The sequence below is a fragment of the Oceanibaculum pacificum genome (assembly GCF_001618175.1).
Taxonomy (GTDB): domain Bacteria; phylum Pseudomonadota; class Alphaproteobacteria; order Oceanibaculales; family Oceanibaculaceae; genus Oceanibaculum; species Oceanibaculum pacificum.
Genome location: NZ_LPXN01000106.1, coordinates 1 through 15,074, shown reverse-complemented (window position 1 = coordinate 15,074; position 15,074 = coordinate 1). Strand labels below are relative to the sequence as shown.

General features: G+C 66.2%; 14 protein-coding genes and 1 other RNA gene. 6 read left to right on the top strand and 9 right to left on the bottom strand.

The genetic code is table 11. The features are described from left to right. Positions 1-24: 24 nt before the first annotated feature. The gene (locus tag AUP43_RS09810; protein ID WP_067555925.1) at positions 25-699 is read right to left on the bottom strand and encodes a glutathione S-transferase family protein; all 675 of its coding nucleotides are present in this window, start codon (positions 697-699) and stop codon (positions 25-27) included. Between the two features lie 173 nt (positions 700-872). Here AUP43_RS09810 and AUP43_RS09805 point away from each other — a divergent pair, with 173 nt between their 5' ends. The 3 genes from AUP43_RS09805 (at position 873) to AUP43_RS09795 (ending at position 3,734) form a co-directional block, all read left to right on the top strand. Next, on the top strand, positions 873-2,258 hold the full coding sequence (locus AUP43_RS09805) for a leucyl aminopeptidase family protein (RefSeq protein WP_067555921.1): 1,386 nt from the start codon (positions 873-875) through the stop codon (positions 2,256-2,258). A 143-nt stretch (positions 2,259-2,401) separates the two neighbouring features. Then, positions 2,402-2,827, top strand: coding sequence for a MarR family transcriptional regulator (locus AUP43_RS09800; RefSeq protein WP_232315019.1), 426 nt, complete (start codon positions 2,402-2,404; stop codon positions 2,825-2,827). A gap of 1 nt (position 2,828) precedes the next feature. After that, on the top strand, positions 2,829-3,734 hold the full coding sequence (locus AUP43_RS09795) for a YihY/virulence factor BrkB family protein (protein WP_067555918.1): 906 nt from the start codon (positions 2,829-2,831) through the stop codon (positions 3,732-3,734). A 10-nt stretch (positions 3,735-3,744) separates the two neighbouring features. On the opposite strand, the gene AUP43_RS09790 is transcribed toward AUP43_RS09795, so the two are convergent. The 7 genes from AUP43_RS09790 to AUP43_RS09760 all read right to left on the bottom strand — a co-directional run bounded on the left by AUP43_RS09790 (position 3,745) and on the right by AUP43_RS09760 (position 11,931). Continuing rightward, entirely contained in the window at positions 3,745-4,674 is a 930-nt protein-coding gene (locus AUP43_RS09790; RefSeq protein WP_067555915.1) for a 2-hydroxyacid dehydrogenase, read from the bottom strand. A gap of 41 nt (positions 4,675-4,715) precedes the next feature. Continuing rightward, positions 4,716-6,344 carry an ABC transporter ATP-binding protein gene (locus AUP43_RS09785; protein ID WP_067555912.1) on the bottom strand — a complete coding sequence of 543 codons (1,629 nt, stop codon included), beginning with the start codon at positions 6,342-6,344 and terminating at the stop codon, positions 4,716-4,718. Then, complete coding sequence (locus AUP43_RS09780; protein ID WP_157089304.1) at positions 6,341-7,366, bottom strand: ABC transporter permease; 1,026 nt, start codon at positions 7,364-7,366, stop codon at positions 6,341-6,343. Before AUP43_RS09780 ends, AUP43_RS09785 begins: the two co-directional genes overlap by 4 nt. Positions 7,367-7,429: 63 nt before the next feature. Then, the gene (locus AUP43_RS09775) at positions 7,430-8,539 is read right to left on the bottom strand and encodes a microcin C ABC transporter permease YejB (RefSeq protein ID WP_067555909.1); all 1,110 of its coding nucleotides are present in this window, start codon (positions 8,537-8,539) and stop codon (positions 7,430-7,432) included. A 25-nt stretch (positions 8,540-8,564) separates the two neighbouring features. Next, positions 8,565-10,391 (bottom strand): extracellular solute-binding protein, encoded by a 1,827-nt coding sequence (locus tag AUP43_RS09770; RefSeq protein ID WP_067555906.1) that lies wholly within the window; start codon positions 10,389-10,391, stop codon positions 8,565-8,567. Between the two features lie 200 nt (positions 10,392-10,591). After that, positions 10,592-11,377 (bottom strand): histidinol-phosphatase, encoded by a 786-nt coding sequence (gene hisN / locus AUP43_RS09765; protein WP_067555903.1) that lies wholly within the window; start codon positions 11,375-11,377, stop codon positions 10,592-10,594. 14 nt (positions 11,378-11,391) lie between these two features. Continuing rightward, positions 11,392-11,931 carry a c-type cytochrome gene (locus AUP43_RS09760; protein WP_067555900.1) on the bottom strand — a complete coding sequence of 180 codons (540 nt, stop codon included), beginning with the start codon at positions 11,929-11,931 and terminating at the stop codon, positions 11,392-11,394. Between the two features lie 240 nt (positions 11,932-12,171). Here AUP43_RS09760 and AUP43_RS09755 point away from each other — a divergent pair, with 240 nt between their 5' ends. Beyond that, positions 12,172-12,918 (top strand): 3-deoxy-manno-octulosonate cytidylyltransferase, encoded by a 747-nt coding sequence (locus AUP43_RS09755; protein ID WP_067555897.1) that lies wholly within the window; start codon positions 12,172-12,174, stop codon positions 12,916-12,918. A 7-nt stretch (positions 12,919-12,925) separates the two neighbouring features. Continuing rightward, entirely contained in the window at positions 12,926-13,795 is an 870-nt protein-coding gene (locus tag AUP43_RS09750; protein WP_067555894.1) for a prephenate dehydratase, read from the top strand. 102 nt (positions 13,796-13,897) lie between these two features. Here AUP43_RS09750 and nudC read toward each other — a convergent pair whose 3' ends face one another. Then, complete coding sequence (gene nudC / locus AUP43_RS09745; protein WP_067555891.1) at positions 13,898-14,812, bottom strand: NAD(+) diphosphatase; 915 nt, start codon at positions 14,810-14,812, stop codon at positions 13,898-13,900. Positions 14,813-14,927: 115 nt separating this feature from the next. Between nudC and ffs the strand changes: the two genes are divergently transcribed. Next, positions 14,928-15,018, top strand: an RNA gene (ffs, locus tag AUP43_RS09740) — signal recognition particle sRNA small type. The last annotated feature ends 56 nt before the right edge of the window (positions 15,019-15,074 follow it).

Sequence of the window (15,074 nt, the reverse complement as noted above, 5' to 3'; positions counted from 1 at the left end):
GCCCGGAGATTTCCGGGGCGGGCGCTACGCCACTTCCTGCTCGATTATCCAGGGTTCCTTGCTGGCGGCGGCGACCCAGGCCTCGACCTCGGGCAGGCTGAGGATCGTGGCGCAATAGGCCAGCGCGTCGTCGCCGATCTCCGGCTTGTAGGTGTTGAAGCGCAGCACGACGGGCGCGAACATCGCATCGGCAATGGTGAAGTGGCCGAACAGGAAGCCGTTGTCGCCGCCGAAACGCCGGCGGCAATCGCGCCAGATCGCGGTGATGCGGTTGATATCATCCTGCACGCCCGTCGCCATGCCCTTGCCCGGCAGGCTCTCGCGCGCATCCATCGGCATGTTCTGGCGCAGCTTGGCAAACCCGCTATGCATCTCGGCGGAGACCGCGCGGGCGACTGCTCGGGCCGCCGGGTCGGCCGGCCACAAGGTGGCGTCGGGATAGGTTTCGGCCAGATATTCGCAGATCGCCAGGCTGTCCCAGATCACCAGGCCGCCCTGTTTCAGCACCGGCACCTGGCCGGACGGCGCGTGACGCAGAATCTGCTCGCGCGAATTGCCCTGACCGAGCGGGATCAGCTCCTCGGTGAAATCCTCGCCGGTCATCTTCAGCGCCAGCCAGGCGCGCAGCGACCAGGAGGAATAATTCTTGTTGCCGATGACGAGCGTGATGGCGCTGTCGGCTTCGTCTGAAACGCTCATTTTTTATCTCCCCCACTAAACCTGTCGGCCTCAGCTTCGGCAGAGCCCCGCAAACCTGCCCGCATCCGCCCGTTGGCGCAACCTTGCGCGTGAAACGGGCTTTGCAGGCCCGGCAAACCGGGCCATCCTTCGGCCGATATCACTGTCCCCGCTGCCCTTTAGGAGCCGCCGCCGTGTCCCAATCCGCTTTCGCCAACCGCGCCAATGCCGGCACCGTCACCCTTATTCCGGTACGGCAACGCGACCTGACGCAATGGTTGGCGGAGCAGCCCGCCGGACGGCGGGCCTGGGTGGCGGCGACCGGCTTCAAGGGCGAGGCCGGGGAAATTTGCTTCCTGCCGACAGATGGGAAAGACGACGCGGCCCCGCAAGTGCTGATCGGCGTGGAGGCGGATTGGGGCGTATGGTCCGTCGCCGGCCTGCCGGACCGGCTGCCGGCCGGGCGTTACCGGCTGGAGGCGGCGTTCACGCCGTCGGAGGCCAATCGCGTGGCGCTGGGCTGGGCGCTGGGTTGCTACCGCTTCACCCGCTACCGCAAGGATGAGCGCGTCCGGCCCACGCTGGTCTGGCCCGCCGGCGCGGATAAGGCGGAGGTGGAGAGCATGGCCGCCGCCATCGCCATGGTCCGCGATCTGATCAACACCCCGGCCGGCGATCTGGGCCCGGCCGAGCTGGCCGATGCCGCGGCCGGCCTTGCCAAGGCGGCCAAGAGCAAGGCCAAAGTGATCGTCGGCGACGATCTGCTGAAGCAGAATTATCCCGGCATCCATACCGTCGGCCGGGCGGCGGCCCAGGCCCCGCGCCTGATCGACTTCACCTGGGGCGACAAGAAGCATCCCAAGGTCACGCTGGTCGGCAAGGGCGTGTGCTTCGATACTGGCGGGCTGGATTTGAAGCCCTCCGGCGGCATGCTGCTGATGAAGAAGGATATGGGCGGCGCGGCCCAGACGCTGGGCCTGGCGCGGATGATCATGGAGGCCGGGCTGAAAGTGCGGCTGCGCGTGCTGATCCCGGCGGTGGAGAACGCCGTCTCCGGCAATGCCTTCCATCCGATGGATATCATCCGCATGCGCAACGGGCTGACCGTCGAGGTCGGCAACACCGACGCCGAAGGCCGGCTGATCCTGGCCGACGCGCTGGTCGAGGCGGATTCCGAGAAGCCGGAGCTGCTGCTGGATTTCGCCACCCTCACCGGGGCGGCCCGCGTGGCGCTGGGCCCCGACCTGCCGGCGCTGTTCAGCAATGACGACCGGCTTGCCGCCGATATTCTGGCGGCCGGCGAGGCGGAGGGCGATCCCTGCTGGCGGCTGCCGCTCTACCAGCCCTATAAGCGCATGCTGAAGGCGAAGATCGCCGACACCTCATCGACCGGCAGCGGCGGTTTCGCCGGGTCCGTCACGGCGGCGCTGTTCCTGCAGAATTTCGTTTCCGACACGACCCGATGGGCGCATTTCGACGTCTATTCCTGGAACCCCAGCGACCGCCCCGGCCGGCCCGAGGGCGGCGAGGCGCAGGCGATCCGCGCGGTGTTCGCCTATCTGAAGGGCCAGTACGCTTGAGGGCTTAAGGCGGCCTCCCGTTCATTTGCCTGGGAACAAAACCGCGCGTTCGTCGGATTATTCTTTGCGGAACCACTCATCGGCTGTACCATTCAGTTCGTTATCGTAACGAGCTGCGGTTGCCGCTGCGTTACGGAGTTTCCATGCAAAGCATGCTGGCGGTCTTGGCAATGGCGATGCTGACTCAGAACCAGGCACTCGATCTGTGGCGGATTGCGCTGGTGAACGGCGTGCGGGCCGATGCGCCCGATCTGTCGGCCCGGCAGATGGCGGTGTTGCTCACGGTGTATCTGACGCCGCCGCCGCACACGGTGCGCGGATTGGCCCAGACGCTCAACATCTCCAAGCCGGCGATCACCCGCGCGCTCGACCGGCTGGGCGAGCTGGGCATGCTGAAACGCAAGGTGGACGATGCCGACCGGCGCAGCGTTCTGGTGCAGCGCACGGTGAAGGGGTCGGTCTTCCTGTCGGATTTCGCGGTGTTGGTCATCGATGCCGCCGGGGCGCAAAACACGCCGCAGCCGACCCCCGGCCAGGCCCCCGGCGCCACGCCGCAGGCGGTCGCGTAGGATGGCCTCCGGCAAGCTCTGGGGCATCGTCGGCGGCTGCTACAATCTGATCGCCACCACGGCGATCCGCTTCGTCCAGCATGAGGGGATGACGCGGGCGGGGGCGATCTCCTTCAGCAGCCTGTTCGCGCTGTTTCCGTTCCTGATTTTCCTGACCGCGGTGGCGGCGACGCTGGGCGAAACCCAGACGGCGCGCGATTTCGTCGATTTCGCGTTGCAGAGCGTGCCGCCGGAGGTTGCCGACACGCTTCGCCCGGCGATCCAGCAGGTACTGACCACCGGCGAGGGCGGGGTGCTGACCTTCTCCATGCTGATGACCCTGTGGGCCGCCAGCTCCGGCGTCGAGGCGCTGCGCGACGCGCTGAACGCCGCCTACGATGTGGAGACCAACCGGCATTTCCTGATGCGCCGGTTGCAGGGCACGGCGATCGTGCTGATCTCCTCGGTCGCGGTGCTGTTCGTGATGACGTCCTTCGTCTTCCTGCCGCTTCTGTGGGAGCCGCTGGCGCGCTGGCTGGGCATCGCGGCGGCGACGGTGTGGATCGTGAACGCGGTGCAGATCGCCCTGTCGATCCTGATCGTCTGGATCGGGATCGCGCTGCTCTATCGCTGGCTGCCGAATGTGCGCCAGCACTTTCGCGATGTCGTTCCGGGAGCGATTCTAAGTGGCGTGACCTGGCTGGCGATCCTGGTGGTCTTTTCCTGGTATCTGCGCAGCTTCGGGCGGTTCACCGTGGTCTATGGTAGCCTGGGCGGCATCGTCATCACGCTGCTGTTCTTCTATCTCTCGGCCGCGGCGCTGATCGTGGGGGCGGAATTCAACGCCGCCCGCCGGCTGAACCGGGTGGCGAAGGAGACGGCGGCCGCCTCCCATCGCAACCATATGGATTTGCACCCCAGCCCGTAGGCCGCCTTCCTCAATAGCCGGCGGCGCGGTCGACCTGATGCAGCGGCGCTTCGCCTGCGAGCACGCGGCGGATATTCTCCGCCACCTGCTGGCCCGCCGTGCGCGGGTTGGTCAGGGCCGCGGCATGCGGGGTCAGCAGCACCTTCGGGTGGGTCCAGTAGGGATGCTCGGCCGGCAGCGGCTCCTGTCGGAACACGTCGAGCGCCGCGCCGGCGATATGGCCGGCATCCATTGCGGCGATCAGATCCTCGTCGACGACATGGCGGCCGCGCGCCGAATTCACGATGTAGGCGCCCTTCGGCAGCTCGGTCAGCAGCTTGGCGTCGATGATGTCCTCGGTTTCCGGCGTCAGCGGCAGCAGGCAGCACAGGATATCGGTACGGTTCAGGAACGGTTTCAGCCCCTCGGCCCCGTGGAAGCATTCGACGCCGTCGATCTGCTTCGCCCGGCGGCTCCAGCCGGCGGTGGGGAAGCCGTGGCGGGCCAGCTTCACCGCCGCATCCTCGCCCAGCACGCCCAGACCCAGAATGCCGACCCGGCGCTGCGCAGTATCCGGGAAGGGCAGGGTCTCCCAATGCTTCTCGGCCTGGAACCGGGCATAGGTATCGCCCTGGCGGTGGAAGCGCAGCACCTGCAACAGCACATACTCGCTCATCGCCTCGGCCATCCAGGGATCGACCAGGCGGGTGATCGCCACGCCCTCGGGCAGGTCGGGGTCGCGGAAGATATGGTCGACGCCGGCCCCCAGCGAGGCGATGCAGCGCAGATTGGGGAATTTATGAAACTCCCCGATCGGCATGCCCCAGACCAGCGCGAACTTGATGTCGGCGGGATCGCCATAATCCGGCCAGATGCGGAAATCGACGTCCGGCACCAGCTTTCTGATCTCCTGCGCCCAGCGGGCGGCGGAATCCGAATTGGATTTGAACAGAACGGCCATGGAAACCCCTTATTGACGGCGGATAGTTGTAAGACCTGCTGTCAGGTCTTTACCACGCCATCCTCCACCGCTTCCAGATCGAAGGCCGCCTTCATCAGCGCTTTCGTGTAGGGGTCGGCGGGCCGGTCGAAAATCGCATCGGCCGGGCCTTGCTCGACCACCTTGCCCTGGCGCAGCACGATGACCTGATGGGCCAGCGCGCGCACCACTTTCAGATCGTGGCTGATGAACATGTAAGCCAGGCCGTGCCGGGCCTGCAGGTCGCGCAGCAGCTCGACGATCTGCGCCTGCACGCTCATATCCAGCGCGCTGGTCGGCTCGTCCAGCACCACCAGGCGCGGCTTCAGCACCATGGCGCGGGCGATGGCGACGCGCTGGCGCTGCCCGCCGGAAAATTCGTGCGGGTAGCGAAAGCGCATGGCGGGGTCGATGCCGACCTCCTCCAGCACCGCATCGATCATCCGGTCGCGCTCGGCCTTGGTTTGCGCCAGCCGATGCACCGCCAGCCCCTCGCCGACGATATCCGCCACCGACAGGCGCGGGCTGAGCGAGGAGAAGGGGTCCTGGAAGACGATCTGCATTTCCCGGCGCAGCGGGCGCAGCTGGCCGGTGCTCAGCGCGGATATTTCAGCGCCGTCGAAGCGGATGACGCCCTCGGCGCGCTCCAGCCGCAGCAGGGCCAGCCCCAGCGTGGTCTTGCCGGAGCCGCTCTCGCCGACCACGCCCACCGTCTCGCCCTCGCGGATCGCCAGATCCACGCCGTCCACCGCCTTCACATGGCCGACGGTGCGGCGCAGCACACCGCGCTTGACCGGAAACCAGACCTTCACCCCCTCGCCGGCCAGCATCTCCGACGCCGCGGCCGGCACCGGGGCGGGCCTGCCCTTCGGCTCGGCGGCCAGCAGGCGCTGGGTGTAGGGATGCTGCGGGTTGGCGAAAATCTCAGCGACCGGACCATGCTCCACAACCTCGCCCTGGGTCATCACATAGACCCGGTCGGCCATCTTGCGCACGATGCCCAGATCGTGCGTGATGAACAGCATCGACATGCCCGTGTCGCGCTTCAGCTCGCGCAGCTTCAGCAGGATTTGCGCCTGGATGGTGACGTCGAGGGCGGTGGTCGGCTCGTCGGCGATCAGCAGCTTCGGTCGGCAGGCCAGCGCCATGGCGATCATCACGCGCTGGCGCTGCCCGCCGGAAAGCTGGTGCGGGTAGCTGCCCAGCCGCTGCTCCACATTGTCGAGGCCGACCTGCTCCAGCAACTCGATGGTCCGCGCGCGCGCCGCCTCCTTGCCCAGGCCGCGATGGACGGCCAGGATTTCGCCGATCTGCCGCTCCACGATATGCAGCGGATTCAGGCTGGTCATCGGCTCCTGGAAGATCATCGAGATTTCGTTGCCGCGCACCTTGCGCAGGGCGCGCTGGTCCTGGCCCATCATCTCCATGTCGCGATAGCGGATCGATCCGCTGGGGTGCTGCGCCGCCGGGTAGGGGAGAAGCTGGAGGATCGACAGCGCCGAGACCGACTTGCCGGACCCCGATTCGCCGACCAGCGCCACCGTCTCGCCCTTGGCGACGGTGAAGGAGACATGCTTCACCGCCTCCACCACCCGGTTGCGGGCGGTGAAGCGCACCGACAGATTCTCGACCGCGAGCAGGGGAGCGGTCATCGCAGCGTCTTTCGCGGGTCGAAGGCGTCGCGCACCGCCTCGCCGACAAAGATCAGCAGGCTGAGCATCACGGCGAGCACCAGAAAGCCGGTGATGCCGAGCCAGGGCGCCTGCAGGTTGGCCTTGCCTTGGGCCAGCAGCTCGCCCAGCGAGGCGGAGCCGGGCGGCAGGCCGAAGCCCAGGAAATCCAGCGAGGTCAGCGTGGTGATTGAGGAGTTCAGGATGAAGGGCATGAAGGTCAGCGTCGCCACCATGGCGTTCGGCAGCACATGGCGGACCATGATGATTGTCGAGGAGACGCCGAGCGCGCGGGCGGCGCGGACATAGTCGAAATTGCGGGCGCGCAGGAATTCCGCGCGCACCACGCCGACCAGCGCCATCCAGGAGAAGCACAGCATCAGCAGCAGCAGCCACCAGAAATTCGGCTCCACCACGCTGGCCAGGATGATCAGCAGATAGAGCACCGGCAGGCCGGACCATATCTCGATGAAGCGCTGCGCCAGCAGGTCGAGCCAGCCGCCGAAATAGCCCTGCACGGCGCCGGCCGCCACGCCGATGATCGAGCTGAAGAAGGTCAGCGTCAGGCCGAACAGGATCGACAGGCGGAAGCCGTAGATCAGCCGCGCCAGCACGTCGCGGGCCTGGTCGTCGGTGCCCAGCCAGTGGTTGCCGTCAGGCGGCGAGGGGGCCGGGCCGGTCAGGTCGCTGGAGACCGTGTTGTAGCTGTAGGGGATCAGCGGCCAGATCATCCAGCCCTTGTCCAGGATCAGTTCCTGCACGGCGGGGTCGGTATAATCCGCCTCGGTCGGGAAGAAGCCGCCAAAGACGGTTTCCGGATAGGCCTTGGCCACCGGCGCGTACAGGCCGCCATCGTAATAGACCAGGATCGGCTTATCGTTGGCGATCAGCTCGGCGAACAGCGACAGCACGAACAGCACCAGGAAAATCCACAGCGACCAGAATCCGCGCTTGTTGGCGCGGAAATTCTCCAGCCGGCGGCGGGTCAGCGGCGTGATGGCGATGCCCAGAAAGCGGTCCTGGGCCGGCGTCTCGGGGTCGGCCGCGAAGGCGGTATCCGTCACCGGTCAGACCTCCCGGCTCTCAAAATCGATGCGCGGGTCGATGACGACATACATCAGGTCGCCCAGCAGGTTCAGAAGCAGCCCCAGCAGGGTGAAGAAATACAGCGTGCCGAACATGATCGGATAATCGCGGTTGATCGCCGCCTCGAAGCCCAGCAGCCCCAGCCCGTCCAGCGAGAAGATCACCTCGATCAGCAGCGCCCCGGTGAACAGCACGCCGATGAAGGCGCTGGGAAAGCCGGCCACGACGATCAGCATGGCGTTGCGGAACACATGGCCGTACAGCACGCGATTCTCGGTCAGCCCCTTGGCGCGGGCGGTCATGACGTACTGCTTGTTGATCTCCTCCAGGAAGGAATTCTTGGTCAGCATGGTCAGGCTGGCGAAGCCGCCGATGACCATGGCGCTGATCGGCAGGGCCAGATGCCAGAAATAATCGACGATGCGGTCCGGCCAGCTCATATCCGCCCAGTTGCTGCTGGTCAGGCCGCGCAGCGGGAACCAGTCGAGAAAGCTGCCGCCGGCGAACAGCACCACCAGCAGGATGGCGAACAGGAAGCCCGGTATGGCGTAGCCGACAATGACCACGCCGGAGGTCCAGATATCGAAGGCGCTGCCGTCGCGCACCGCCTTGCGTATGCCGAGCGGGATGGAGATCAGATAGACCAGCAGGGTGGTCCACAGCCCCAGCGAGATCGAGACCGGCATCTTGTCCAGCACCAGGTCGACCACGCGCTGGTTGCGGAAGAAGCTCTCGCCGAAATCGAACATGATGTAGTTGCCGATCATCTGGGCGAAGCGTTCCAGCGGCGGCTTGTCGAAGCCGAACTGCTTTTCCAGATCCAGGATCAGCTCCGGCGGCAGGCCGCGCGCGCCGCGATAACGGCTGGTCACGTCGCCGCCGGCCGCATCGAAACTACGGCCGGCCTGGACCTGCTCGCTCTGGCCGCCGGTGATGCGCGCCGTGGCGTCGACGGCCGTGCCCCTGATTTCGGCGATCATCCGCTCGACCGGCCCGCCGGGCGCGGCCTGCACGATGGCGAAATTGATCACCATGATGCCGAACAGCGTCGGCAGGATCAGCAGCAGGCGGCGGACGATGTAAGCGAGCATGCGGGGGCTATCCTGGCCGGCTGGGTCAGTTGCCGCGACGGCGGAAGGCGTTCACCTGCTCCGCCTTGGCCGGATCGACCCACCAGGTGTCGATGAAGCCCAGCGCGTATTTCGGCGTTATCTCCGGATGGCTGAACTTGTTCCAATAGACCGTCCGGAAAGCCTGCAAATGCCAGTGCGGCACCACGTAATGGCTCCACAGCAGAACCCGGTCGAGCGCGCGGGTGCGGGCGATCAGGCTGTCGCGGTCGGGGGCCTGGATCAGCAGGTCGATCATCTCGTCGACCACGGGATCGTCGATGCCGGCATAATTGCGGCTGCCCGGCTCCTTGCCCTTGTCGGAGCCCCAGAAATCGCGCTGCTCATTGCCCGGCGACAGGGATTGCGGCCACAGGCCGACGATCATGTCGTAATCGTAATCATTCACCCGATTCTGGTATTGCGCGGTGTCCACCGTGCGCACGCTGGCGCGGATGCCCAGCCGCTCCAGCCCCTTGGCGTAGGGCAGGGCGATCCGCTCGAAGGTCGGGCTGTCGAGCAGGATTTCAAATTCCAGCGGCTGGCCTTCAGAATTCACCAAGCGGCCGCCCTTCACGCTCCAGCCGGCGGCCTGCAGCAACTCCAGCGCCTTGCGCAGATTCTCGCGGTTGTTGCCGGACCCGTCGGTGGTCGGGGCCTTGTATTCAGCCGTGAAGACCTGATCGGGAATCTTGCCGCGATAGCGTTCCAGTATCTTCAGCTCCTCGCCCTGCGGCAGGCCGCGCGAAGCCAGCTCGGAATTGGAGAAATAGCTCTCGGTGCGCTTGTAGGCGCCATAGAACAGCGCCTTGTTCGACCATTCGAAATCGAAGGCGTAGATCAGCGCCTGGCGCACCCGGGGGTCGCGGAAGATCGGCCGCCGGGTGTTCATCACGAAACCCTGCATGCCGGTTGGCAGCTGATGCGCGATTTCCTCCTTCACCACCATGCCTTGTTGCAGGGCGGGGAAGTCATAGGCGGTCGCCCAATCCTTGGCGCTGTTCTCCTGGCGGAAATCGTAGGCCCCGGCCTTCAGCGCCTCGATCACCACGGCGGCGTCGCGGTAATAATCGAAGCGGAGGGTGCCGAAATTATTGCGGCCCTTGTTCACGCCAAGATCCTTGCCCCAATAATCCGCCACCCGCTCATAGGTGATGGCGCGGCCGGCCTCGACGCTCGCCACCTTGTAGGGGCCGCTGCCGGTGATGGGCTCCAGCGCGCCGCGATCGAATTCCTTGCCCTCGAAATAATGCTTCGGCAGCACCGGCATCTGCCCGATGATCAGCGGCAGCTCCATATTCACCGCCTCGCCGAAGGTGAATTTGACCTGCCGCTCGCCCAGCGCCTCGGCTTTCAGCACATCCGCATAATAGGCGCGGTAGAAGGGCGCGCCCTTGGCCTTCAGCGTCTCGAAGGTCCAGACCACATCGGCGGCGGTGACCGGCTTGCCGTCATGGAAGCGGGCTTCCGGGCGCAGGGTGAAGGCGACCCATTTGCGGTCCGCCGGCAGCTCGATGCTCTCGGCCAGCAGGCCATATTCGGCGAAGGCCTCGTCGCTGCTGCCGGTCAGCAGCGTGTCGAAGGTCAGCGCCAGGCCGGCGGCGGGCACGCCGCGCAGGATGAAGGGATTCAGGCTGTCATAGGTGCCGATGGTCGCCATGGTGACCTGGCCGCCCTTCGGCGCGTCCGGGTTCACATAATCGAAATGCTTGAAGTCGAGCCCGTATTTCGGTTCGCCGTGAAGCACCAGCGCGTGGCTGGTTTCTGTCTGGGCCTGGCTGGCCAGTGGCATTCCACAAGCCAGGGCGGAGAGGAGGATGGCGAAGATCCGCATGCGTTCCCGACGCTCCCTTGTCGTTGTTCCGTTCCGACTAGCTCAGCCTCAGGGCGATATAATGGCAGATCGGCGGGGATAAAGGAGCCGCTTCGTACTAACTCGCCGAATTAACCGGATTTAACGAAACGGAAAGGGTGGCGACAGCCGCCCCTTTCGTCGAGAGGTCTCGAAGGGATGCGGCGGCAAAGGGAGGGACGTCAGCCGTTCAGCAGCGCGACGACAGGGTCGAGCAGGGCGCGGTCGCCGCAGGCGATGACGTCGAAGCTGCCTTCGCGCACTTCCAGCGGCCGGCCCTGCCAATCGGTGATGATGCCGCCGGCATTCTCGATCACCGGGGCCAGGGCGACCCAATCATAGAGCTGGAGCGAGGATTCGATGGCGAGGTCGATGAAGCCTGCCGCCAGCAGGCCGAAGCCATAGCAGTCGCCGCCCCAATGGGTGAATTTGGTCGCCCCGACCACGCGGTTGAACTGGCCGTATTTGTCGCCCTTGAACATGTCGGGCGAGGTGGTCTGCAGGATCGCCTGGGCCAGTCCGCCATCGACCCGGCGGGTGCGGGCGGGGATGTCGTTCAGCGTCGTCGGGTGGCCGGCCGCGCCGATCCAGCGGTCATGGATGATCGGCTGGTTGATGACGCCCAGGATCGGCCGGTTCTTGTGCAGCAGCCCGATCAGCGTGCCGAACAGCGGCTTGCCGGTGATGAAGGCCTTGGTGCCGTCGATCGGGTCGAGCACCCAGACCCAGTCGGCGTCACGGCGCACGGTGCCGTGCTCCTCGCCTATGATGCCGTGTTCGGGGAATTCCTTCTCGATCCGCTCGCGCATCACCGCTTCCGCGGTGCGGTCGGCGATCGTGACCGGGCTTTCGTCGGCCTTGTCCTCGGCCAGAACGCCGCTGCGGAAATAGCGCTGGGCCACCGTTCCCGCCTCGTCGGCCAGCAGGCCGGCGAAGCGGATCAGTTCGGCAGGGCAGGTCTCGCTCACCGGAATGGCGGCGATTACGGCAGCGGCGCGGGGCTGTCGGCGAGGCTGCGCAGATAGGCGATCAGATTCGCCCGGTCCTCGTCCTTCTTCAGGCCGGCGAAGTTCATCTTGGTGCCCGGCACGTAATCCTTCGGGCTGTAGATGAACTTGGACAGGCTCTCGTAATTCCAGTCGCCCTCGGCCTCGGCCAGCGCCGGCGAGTAGGCGAAGCCGTCCAGATGCGCCTTGCTGGCATTCACGATGCTGTACAGGTTCGGGCCCACCTTGTTCGGGCCGCCCTTGTCGAAGCTGTGGCAGGCGGCGCAGCGCTTGACCAGGCCTTCGCCGGCCTTGGCGTCGGCGGAGGCGAGCAGCGGGGCGATCGGCTCCGGCCACTTCACTTCCTGCGGCGCCGCGGCGGTCGCGGTCTCCTCTTCGGGAACATCCACCTTATAGGCGTTTTCCTGCAGCTGCTTCGGCGACACCAGCATATGGCCCACGGTCCCGGTAACCATGAACAGAAGGGCGCCCAGAAGGATGCCTGCTGCGATCTTGTTCAACTCGAACGTCGACATGGGGAGCCCTCGTGCAAGTCCCGTATTGCTTTTCTCAGGCGGCGGAGATTAGTGGTTTCCGCCGGTCCTGTCCAAAAAAAGCCGCTGCCCGTCGCGCCAAGGCGGCGAGCTTTCGGCAATTCGGTGTCCGATATATCGTCTTTTGCCGAGGATGGGACGCAAAACCGTCGCTAAGCCGGTGAAATTTATGCGGCATTCTGTCGCAATTCGTGTCGCTGCCTGCTCATGGATCGAGGAATCATGCCCGCCAGCCCTGTCGTTCTGATCCCGGCCCGCATGGCCTCCACCCGCCTGCCCGGCAAGCCGCTGGCGGATATTCACGGCGCCCCGATGATCGCCCATGTCTGGCGCCGGGCGATGGATGCCGGCATCGGCCCGGTCTATGTCGCGGCGTCGGAGCCGGCGGTGGTCGCGGCGGTGGAGGCGGCGGGCGGCAAGGCGGTGCTGACCGATCCGGACCACCCCAGCGGGTCCGACCGGATCTGGGAGGCGCTGGGCCGCATCGACCCCGGCGGCGCGTTCGACGTGATCGTGAATGTGCAGGGCGATCTGCCGACGCTCGACCCGGCCATCGTGACGGCGGCGTTCGACCTGCTGGCCGATCCCTCGGTCGATATCGGCACGCTGGCCGCTCCCATCCGCATCGAGGAGGAGCGCACGGCCAGCCAGGTGGTGAAGCCGGTGGTCGCCTGGAACGACGATGGCGCCGTCGGCCGCGCGCTCTATTTCACCCGCGCCACGGCGCCCTGGGGCGAGGGCGAACTGTTCCACCATATCGGCCTCTACGCTTATCGCCGCTCGGCGCTTGAGCGTTTTGTCGCCCTGCCGCCGAGCCCGCTGGAGCAGCGCGAGAAGCTGGAGCAGTTGCGCGCGCTGGAGGCCGGCATGCGCATCGCCGTGGCTCGCGTTGACACGGTTCCGCTCGGCGTCGATACTCCGGCCGACCTCGAACGGGCGCGGCGCATCCTTGCCCCCTCCAGTGAATAGAGCCCCCATGTCCGACCCGAAAAACACCATCGCCTTCCAGGGCGTCCTCGGCGCTTTCTCCCACATGGCCTGCAAGGCCGCGAAGCCGGAGATGACGGTGCTGCCCTGCCCCAGCTTCGAGGAGATGCTGGACGCGGTGAAGCAGGGCGACGCCGCGTTGGCGATGGTGCCGGTGGAGAATTCGGTCGCCGGCCGGGTGGCGGATATTCACCATCTGCTGCCGGAATCCGGCCTGCACATCATCGGCGAGCATTTCCAGCGCATTGAGCTGGCGCTGCTGGCCCCCAAGGGCACCAGGATCGAAAGCCTGAAACGGGTGCGCAGCCATTCCATGGCGCTGGCGCAATGCCGCAAGCTGATCCGCGAGTTGAAGCTGCAAGCCGTCGCCAGCACCGATACCGCCGGGGCCGCCGCCGAGCTGGCCGATTTGGGCGACCCGGAATGCGGCGCGCTGGCCTCCCCGCTGGCCGCGGAGATTTACGATCTCGACATCCTGCGCCGCAATGTCGAGGATGCCGAGCACAACACCACGCGCTTCCTGATCATGGCGCGCGACGGCATCGTGCCGCTCGCCGATTCCGGCACGATGGTCACCACCATCGTGTTCGCCGTGCGCAGCGTGCCGGCCGCGCTGTACAAGGCGCTGGGCGGTTTCGCCACCAACGGCATCAATCTGACCAAGCTGGAAAGCTACATGGTCGGCGGCTCCTTCGAGGCGGCGCAATTCTACGTCGACGCCGAAGGCCACCCCGAGGATCACCTGATGCAGCTCGCCCTCGACGAGCTGAAATTCTTCTGCCCCCAGGGCGCGGTGAAAATCCTCGGCACCTATCCCGCGCACCCCTACCGCGTGATCGCCAAGCAGAACGGGGCTTGAGGCTTTAAGGGATATTTTTCCAATCCAGCCGCACCGGCCTGGCAGGCTGCCCTGGATGCCCGGGTCAAGCCCGGGCATGACATTAAGGGAAGGCGCTCACCCTCACGCCGTCCCGTCGATCCAATCCTCGATCAGGCGGCGGGCGATGGAATCGGGGCGCGGCAGGCGTTTGCCGACATTCTCGAAATCGCGCATCTCGGCGCGGGTGAACCAGGCGGCGTCGACCAATTCCTCAGGGTCGACGGTAATGGCGGTGCTCTCCGCCCGCGCATAGAAGCCCAGCATGATCGAGGACGGGAACGGCCAGGGCTGGGAGGAGTGGTAGCGCACGTCCGAGACCTTCACCCCGGTCTCCTCCTCCACCTCGCGGGCCACGGCCTCCTCCAGGCTTTCGCCCGGCTCGACGAAGCCAGCCAGGGTGGAGTACATGCCGTCGGCGAAGCGCGGGGCGCGGCCCAGCAGGGCGCGCTCGCCATCCTCCACCAGCATGATGACCGCCGGGTCGGTGCGCGGGAAATGCTCGGTGGCGCAGTCGGGATTGCTGCATTTCAGCACATGGCCAGCCTTCTTCGCCAGGGTCGGCGATCCGCACAGTCCGCAGAAGCGGTGGCGGAGCTGCCAGTACATCAGCCCGCGCGCATAAGCCAGCAGAGAGCCTTCCCGGCGCGCCAGCAACGGCCCGACGCTGCGGAGGTCGGCGAAGGCCCCCAGGGGGGCGAATTGCTGCTGGGCGTCCGCCTCCTCCAGATCGGAGACATCGACGGCGACATAGGTCACGCCGTCCTGGATGCCGAGCAGCGCGGTGTGCCGCTTGCCGTCGATCAGCCCGCGCGCGGCGCCCGGCTCCAGCAGCACGGCCTTCGGCTCCTCGCCCTCGGCCACCAGATTGCGGCTGCGCCAGATCGGCACCAGCCGGGTTTCCGGCTCCATCAGGCTGCGCTCCAGCCATTCCTCCTGCTGGCGCAGCGCCGCCGCGCGGTCGAGCCCGCCATAGGCGTAGAAATTCATTTTCGGCATGAGGGGTTTCCCGGGCGTGTCGCGATTGTTCTTATGCCAAGGAGCATAGCTCAATCGCCTTGCGACGCCAGAGGGCCTTGCGCTGGACGGCCCGCTGCGCGATATAGGGGCCGGGAGGCTGGCGCGGACGGAGTCCTCGCCAACCCGGTCAGATCCGGAAGGAAGCAGCCGTAACGAGTTTCGCTTCGGGTCGCTGCCAGTCTCCTTATTTCCCCCGATCTTCCCCGTCTTTCCCTCCGTGTCCTTCGAGACGGCGCTGCGC